Source organism: Paracoccus lichenicola, assembly GCF_009708075.1.
Lineage (GTDB): Bacteria > Pseudomonadota > Alphaproteobacteria > Rhodobacterales > Rhodobacteraceae > Paracoccus > Paracoccus lichenicola.
In genome coordinates this window covers 19,859-27,036 of record NZ_WMBT01000022.1, presented here as the reverse complement: position 1 = coordinate 27,036, position 7,178 = coordinate 19,859, and the positions used below count along the sequence as shown (strand labels likewise).

The following is a 7,178-nucleotide window of genomic DNA, read 5'->3' as shown; positions in this document are numbered from 1 at the left end:
TCCGCGACGGCCTCCGCCAACTTCAAGCCGCCGCCTGATCAAGCGTCACCAACTTTTGCCCATATCTCCGAAATCGTCGCCGCTGATCTTGCTATCACGAAAGTCCTGGGTGGCTTGCATCAGTTGATCGCGCAAGTCCCAGCAACGTCACCGTAGCCCCAGCTGTCCAGTTGCCCCATCGCGCCCGCCATCGACATGCCTGCGCGGTCAGCTTCTTCAGCTAGCGCGTCATATCGCTCTTTGATCCGTTGAAGGGCCTCTTCATTCTGTTCTACCAGATCGCGATCTGGCATCAGTGTATCATAGAGTTCGTCGCCGATCATCGCGCGGCCTTCGGCCTCGCTCGCGAAGATGGTATCCAGCCGGGCGCGGAGGTCTGCCAGTTCGGCGCCGGCCGCCACAAGGTTGACCACTGCGGCCTTGGCGAAGTTCGCCGCGCTCGTGGTCAGTTGCGTGAACTTGCGGTCAATCTCATCGGCCTTGGCGATCAGTTCGGCATCGAGGACGGCGCCAGTTTCGTGCGCCTTCTGGATCGTCGCCTGCAACGCGCCCTGTCCCTGGCCCAGCAGTTCCACGAAGCGTTCGCCGCCCGTGCCGCCGAAGATTTCATCTGCGATCCTGATCTGCGCCGCCCCGTCGAAGCCTTCCATCCGCCCAAGTATCTCCAGCATCAGGGCGGACGGATCCTTGAGTTTCTTCTTCAGGTCGTCGGCACGGAAGCCAAGCCGGGTGAAGGCCTCGGCAGCCGGTCCAACGCCGGTGACAATGAACTCATCCGCGCGCAGCGACAGTTCCTTGAAGCCGTCCACCAGGGCATCGACGGCAATGCGGTTCTGATCGGCCAGGAACTTCCATTCCTGGAAGGCATCGGTCGAGAGGCCGGCGCGCTTCGCCTCGTTGCCAAGTTCGGCCATGCTCTTGACGGTGGCGCCGATGTTGGTGGTCAGCCCGGCAAGGGCCACAGTCGCCACGCCACCCGCCAGCCCGCCGACAAAGGCCTTGCTGAACGTGCCGATTTGCGCGCTGGTCGAGGCCAGGGCCTGATTGATCCGGCCTGTCGAGCGGATCATGTCCTGCTCCATCTGCCGGGTGGCGGAACGGGAATTGCGCTCCAGCCCTTGATAGGTCCGGGTGCCGCGCTGTTCGGCCTGGCGCATCCGTTTCTCGAACTCCGAGATGCGCGCCTCCAGCATCACCACAAGGCGTTCGTCTGCCCCTACTGCTGCGTTCATGGTTTCATTCCAAACGATGTCCAAAGGTTATTGTGAGTAAAACACACAATTGGCATCTGCGCAAGCATTCTGAGTTTTACTCATTAAAGCTGCCCAGATGACTGCTGGATTGACTCTGGCCAGGCTCAAAACGACGCTAATTTGAAAATTCTGGGAGGTAGAATGTCTTTTTTTTCGTGGCTTTTCGGCAAGAAGGCATCTGCCTCGCCCCAGCGTTCAGAGGCAGAGCAAGAGCTTCCCTCCGAGCACATGGGATCCTTCATTCTCCCAGAAGGGCCATTCCGTTTTTTTGCCTTGGATGTAGAAACGGCAAATTCCGATCCGGCGAGCATATGCCAACTTGGCTTGGCCTGCGTCCGGGATGACGGCACGATACGGGTAGCCAGCACACTCATTGACCCGGAACAACCATTCGCCGATTTCAATGTGAACCTACATGGCATCGGTCGAGCGCAGGTTGTGGGGGCGCCGAAGTTCCCGACAATCCTGCAGCAGATCGCGCCTCTTGTGGAAGAGCATGTCATCATCCAGCACAGCACATTCGACCGTGGTGCGATTAATGGAGCTTGCCGCAAATACGGATTACCAGCACCAGACTGGCAGTGGGCAGATAGCGTCCAGATCGCTCGCCGGGCTTGGCCCGAGCTCCGTGGCCAAGGCGGCCATGGCCTGGGCAATCTCAAGCAAGTGCTGGACCTAGAGTTTGAACACCATGACGCAGGCGAGGACGCAAAGGCCGCTGCTTTGGTGGTATTGCGGGCCGAGGCACAAACAGGTCAGTCGCTTGCTGATATGATGAACCCCGCCCGCAAAGTGCAAAGCGGCGGCCGTAGACAGAAGCCTGCCCCCGTCAACGTCAGCACTTCGGACTTGGCACCCCATCTCGAAGGTCTGACCACACTGATCAACTATCTTTCCGAAGCCCGCCCCTTGTCGCGGCGCGAGTTAGAAGAAAAGTGGAAGGCAGCAAGAGCAGCAACAGGTCCGTTTGATGCAGTAGTAAGCGGACCTTCCTTTCTATCGTTGCCTGAAGATGAATTCAGAACCCACCTGCGATCAATCGACAACGATCTCGGCGCCCAGGTGGAGATCGTGAATACCGCTTGCCGCGTTTACTTCGACACTGGCGACATCCCTGCGCCATACTATGCTTGGCGAATTGCCATCATTCTTAGTAAGGCAAAGGAGGCTGAGCACGAACGCGCCTTCCTGGCTGCGTGGTGCCGTCATTTCGGATCGACATCGGGTAGACGATATGAGGATCTGGCTGAGCGGGCCCGAAAACGCGGCGTTGAGGTGCTATCGGATTAGGCCTGCCGCGTTGCGCGCACTATAATCAGACGCATCTTGGCACGCTTTGCGGTGAACACCTGACCAGGAAGCAATCTGTTCCCCTTGTTCCCCAAAGCAGAAATAGGTGGGGAACAAGGTTTTTCCCTTTTAGATCAGCCTTGTTCCCCATGTTCCCCGTGTTCCCCACCAGAAACACCATTCCTGACAGGCTAGGCGACCTCTCCGAGGTTTTGCTCTCGGAGGATTTGTTCCTGCATGTCCTCACCAGACAGAGCGCGGGCGATGATGTCTGATACACGGTTGGCGGCCGAGACGAGCGCTGCATCGGCGACATGGGCATAGCGGGCGGTGACACTGCCAGCCGCATGGCCCAACAGCCCGGCTATGGTTAGTTCAGAGTAACCAAGGGTGGCAGCCACCGCAGCAAAGGTGTGGCGCAGAGTATGGGCCGAGACGCCATCAATGCCTGCTTCGGCACAGACCCGGCTGAGGCATTTAGGCAGGCCCACGAAATGCCCGTTGCCTCTTTCTGCTGGAAAGACCCATGCAAAAGGCGCGGCGGTAATGCCATCGAAGGCTATATTCCCAACAGCGCGGACCTGGGCACCAGTCTTGGTGTCGGGCAGATTGACGATACCTTTTCGCTGGATGCAGTAGCCGCCCCTTAGCGTCAGGGCCTCGTTGCGGCGGAAGCTGGTCAGCAAGAGGAAGCGGATCGCAGCAATGCCGGAGGCAGGTTCAGCCGGGCTGTCATCAAGCACCTTACCAAGGGCGTTTAGTTCCTCGAAGGACAGGAAGCGTGTTCGCTTACCGATGGCATCCTTCTTTGCTCCATCGGTAACGTTGCGGCTCAGGATATCGAGTCGAATGCCGTGATTCAGAATTGCGCCCAAGATGACGATTGCCCGGGTTGCCACGCCTTTGCCTCCGGTTGTCACTCCTCCACGCCCCTTGCGCTTCTTTGCAGTCCTTCCGGCAATGATATCTGCCTGCATCTTCGTCACGTCGGCATAGGTGAGAGAGACAGCGGAGCGATGGCCCAGCAATGGTTTGATGTGGGTCTCGATCTGGCTGGTGTTGGCCAGGAAGGTGTTTTCTTTCCAGCCTCCTTTCATGTCGGCGATGTAGAGGTCGGCCAGTTCCGTCAGCTTCATGTTCTTGCGGGCGGCCTTGCGCTCGGTCGAAGGGTCGCCGCCCTTAGCAACGTCAGCCAACGCTTTGATGGCTTCCTTGCGGGCCTCGTCCGGTGTGATGGTGCCGACGCGGGCAATCGTCATCTTGCGGGCCGCGCCCGTGCGGGTGCGATACTTCAGGATGAAGCTGGCTTTGCCGGTCGGCATCATGCGGACGCCAAATCCTGCAAGTGTAGAGTCCCAGAGGTAGGTTTCACGGGTAGGGTCAGGTGACATCGCATCGAGGGCAGTCTTCGTGATCTTGGGCATGTCTCAACTCCTATGTCTTTTGGTTCGTGGAACCATGGCGGAACCAGACCGGAACAAAGCGGCGCAGAGCCGCGCAAACCCGGTCAAGTTCGAGAGACACAGTAAGACTATGCAGATCAATATGTTGACCATCTCACGCAAAGCCGGACAAGCCCACGCAATGTCGCGCAAATCTATGTGGCGATAATTCGTAATGATGGGGTCGGGGGTTCGAGTCCCTTCACCGGCACCAGGTTGCCTCAAGCGGCCAGTCCCCCGGGGCTGGCCGTCTGCATTTTTCCCCGCCGCCTTGCCTTGCCCCCCGCCGCGCGCCCGCGTCATATGGCCCAAATCGAGGGATAGAATGACACCGCACGGCTTTATCGGCAAATGGCAGAACGTCCAGCTCAAGGAACGCAGCGCCTCGCAGGCGCATTTCATCGACCTGTGCCGCCTGCTGGGGGTCGAGGACCCGGTGACGGCCGATCCCAAGGGGGACTGGTTCACCTTTGAAAAGGGCGCGGGCAAGACGACGGGCGGCGAAGGCTGGGCCGATGTGTGGCGCAAGGGCTGCTTTGCCTGGGAATACAAGGGCAGGCGCAAGGACCTGACGGCGGCCTTTGCCCAGCTTCAGCAATATGCGGTGGCGCTGGAAAACCCGCCCCTGTTGATCGTGTCCGACATGGACCGCATCCGCATCCACACGAACTGGACCAACACCGTCCAGCAGGTCCACGACATCGCCCTGGACGAACTGGCCGACGGCGCGAAACGCGACCTGCTGCGCGCGGCCTTCACCGATCCCGACCGCCTGCGCCCCGCCAAGACCCGCCAGGGCCTGACCGAGGAGGCGGCGCGCCGCTTTGCCGCGCTGGCGCAAAACCTGCGCCGCCGGGGACATGAACCCCACCAGGTCGCGCATTTCGTGAACCGCCTGATCTTCTGCATGTTCGCCGAGGATGTCGGCCTGCTGCCCAACCGCATGTTCCAGCGGATGATCGAACAGGCCCACCGCAACCCCGCGATGTTCCAGACCCATGCCGCCACGCTGTTCGCGGCGATGCAGGGCGGCGGCATGGTCGGGTTCGAGCAGGTCGAATGGTTCAACGGCGGGCTGTTCGACAACGCCGATGCCCTGCCGCTGGAGGCCGAGGACGTGGCCGAACTGCTGGCCGCAGCCGCGCTGGATTGGTCGGAAATCGACCCGTCTATCATGGGGACGCTGTTCGAACGCGGCCTGGATCCGGACAAGCGCAGCCAGTTGGGCGCGCATTACACCGACCGCGACAAGATCATGCAGATCGTGGACCCGGTGGTGGTGCGCCCGCTGCTGGCCGAATGGGACGGGGTGCGGGCCGACATCGCGGCGGCCCTGGACCGGGCGGCGGCGGCCCGGACCCCTGCCGCCCGGACCCGGGCGCAGAACGCGGCGCAGGCGTCCCACAGCGCGTTCCTGGAACGGCTGGCACGGTTCCGGGTGCTGGATCCGGCCTGCGGGTCGGGGAACTTCCTGTATCTGTCGCTGCTGGCGCTGAAGGACATCGAGCATCGCGTGAACCTGGACGCGGAATCGCTGGGCCTGCCGCGCGGCTTTCCCCGGGTCGGGCCGGAATGCGTGTTGGGGATCGAGCTGAACCCCTATGCCGCCGAACTGGCGCGGGTGTCGGTCTGGATCGGGGAAATCCAGTGGATGCGCCGCAACGGGTTCGAGGCCGCGCGCAACCCCATCCTGCGCCCGCTGGCGACGATCCGGAACCGCGATGCGGTGCTGGCCCCGGACGGCACCCCGGCGGATTGGCCGGAAGCGGATGTGGTTGTGGGAAATCCGCCATTTCTGGGGACAAAGCGGATGTATTCTAGCATGGGAGTTGAATACACAACGGCCCTGCGGAAGGCTTATCCCGACATATCTCCGTTTTCAGATTTGGTTTGCTGGTGGTTCGCACAAGCAAGCCGGGCCATTCAGAAAAGGCAGCTCTCACGCGCCGGATTGGTCGCGACCAATTCCATTCGTGGTGGCAAGAACCGCCTTGTTCTGGACGAAATTGAAAAGTCGCATGGCATTTTTCACGCTTGGTCGGATGAGCCTTGGGTAGTCGATGGGGCTTCGGTCCGCGTCTCGCTCGTATGCTTTGGACAGATACCAGCAGGCACACCCAGTATTCTCGATGGGAAAGAGGTAAGCCGGATCGAGTCCGATTTGACCGGAGGTGGGCTGAACATCACCAAGGCAGGACGACTCAAGGAAAATCGCGGGGTAGCTTATGTGGGAACCGTCAAATCTGGCCGCTTCGACCTTTCGAGAGTTGAGGCAGAGAAACTTCTATCTTGTCCGATGAACCCGAACGGCCGCCCGAATGCAGATGTGGTCATCCCTTGGAGAAATGGTCTCGACCTTGTGCGGCGCTCTCAGGACAAGTGGATCATTGATTTCGGCATTAACATGCCAGTTGCAGAAGCGCAGCTTTATGAGGCCCCATTCGCGATTGTTGAAGAGCGGGTCAAACCTGAACGCATGAAGGTCAAGCGGGACAAGTATAGAAATTTTTGGTGGTTGCAGGCAGAGCCTTGCTCGGGGATGCGTTCTGCCATCCGGGAGTTTGACCGCTTTGTCGTGTCCCCGGTTCTGACAAAGCACCGACTATTCGTGTGGTTGCCACGTGGAATCCAACCTGACCACCAGCTTATTGCCATCGCCCGCGACGACGACACCACCTTCGGCATCCTCCATTCGCGCTTTCACGAACTCTGGTCGCTGCGGATGGGCACCTCGCTGGAGGATCGGCCCCGCTATACCCCCTCGACCACCTTCGAGACCTTCCCCTTCCCGGACGGCCTGACCCCCGACCGGCCCGCCGGGGATTACGCCGCCGATCCCCGCGCCCAGGCCATCGCCGCCGCCGCCGCCCGGCTGAACGAACTGCGGGAAAACTGGCTCAACCCGCCCGACCTGGTGCGCCGCGTCCCCGAGGTGGTGCCGGGCTATCCCGACCGCATCCTGCCCCTGGACGCCCGGGCCGAGGCCGAGTTGAAGAAACGCACGCTGACGAACCTGTATAACGCCCGCCCCGCCTGGCTGGCCCATGCCCATGCCGCCCTGGACGGGGCGGTGGCCGATGCCTATGGCTGGGGCGAAGACTGGCGCGCGGGGCGGCTGACCGACGACGAGATCCTGTCGCGCCTGTTCCGCCTGAACCAGGCGCGCGCGGCCCGGCAGGGGTAGGTGGGTTTC

General features: G+C 61.0%; 4 protein-coding genes. 2 read left to right on the top strand and 2 right to left on the bottom strand.

Annotation, left to right across the window (positions count from 1 at the left end; translation table 11 throughout):
* Window positions 1–119: 119 nt before the first annotated feature.
* Window positions 120–1,196, bottom strand: a complete 1,077-nt coding sequence (locus GIY56_RS17050) for a phage tail tape measure protein (protein WP_154766066.1) — start codon at window positions 1,194–1,196, stop codon at window positions 120–122.
* A gap of 198 nt (window positions 1,197–1,394) precedes the next feature.
* Between GIY56_RS17050 and GIY56_RS17045 the strand changes: the two genes are divergently transcribed.
* Complete coding sequence (locus GIY56_RS17045; protein WP_230312607.1) at window positions 1,395–2,543, top strand: 3'-5' exonuclease; 1,149 nt, start codon at window positions 1,395–1,397, stop codon at window positions 2,541–2,543.
* A 191-nt stretch (window positions 2,544–2,734) separates the two neighbouring features.
* On the opposite strand, the gene GIY56_RS17040 is transcribed toward GIY56_RS17045, so the two are convergent.
* Entirely contained in the window at window positions 2,735–3,967 is a 1,233-nt protein-coding gene (locus GIY56_RS17040) for a tyrosine-type recombinase/integrase (RefSeq protein ID WP_154766065.1), read from the bottom strand.
* 343 nt (window positions 3,968–4,310) lie between these two features.
* On the opposite strand from GIY56_RS17040, the gene GIY56_RS17035 reads away from it, so the two are divergent.
* The gene (locus tag GIY56_RS17035; protein ID WP_154766064.1) at window positions 4,311–7,169 is read left to right on the top strand and encodes a class I SAM-dependent DNA methyltransferase; all 2,859 of its coding nucleotides are present in this window, start codon (window positions 4,311–4,313) and stop codon (window positions 7,167–7,169) included.
* Window positions 7,170–7,178: the final 9 nt, after the last annotated feature.

Coding starts and splice junctions, on each gene's coding strand:
- GIY56_RS17045 (WP_230312607.1), top strand. CDS start 1,395: ATGTCTTTTTTTTCGTGGCTTTTCGGCAAGAAGGCATCTGCCTCGCCC.
- GIY56_RS17040 (WP_154766065.1), bottom strand. CDS start 3,967: ATGCCCAAGATCACGAAGACTGCCCTCGATGCGATGTCACCTGACCCT.
- GIY56_RS17035 (WP_154766064.1), top strand. CDS start 4,311: ATGACACCGCACGGCTTTATCGGCAAATGGCAGAACGTCCAGCTCAAG.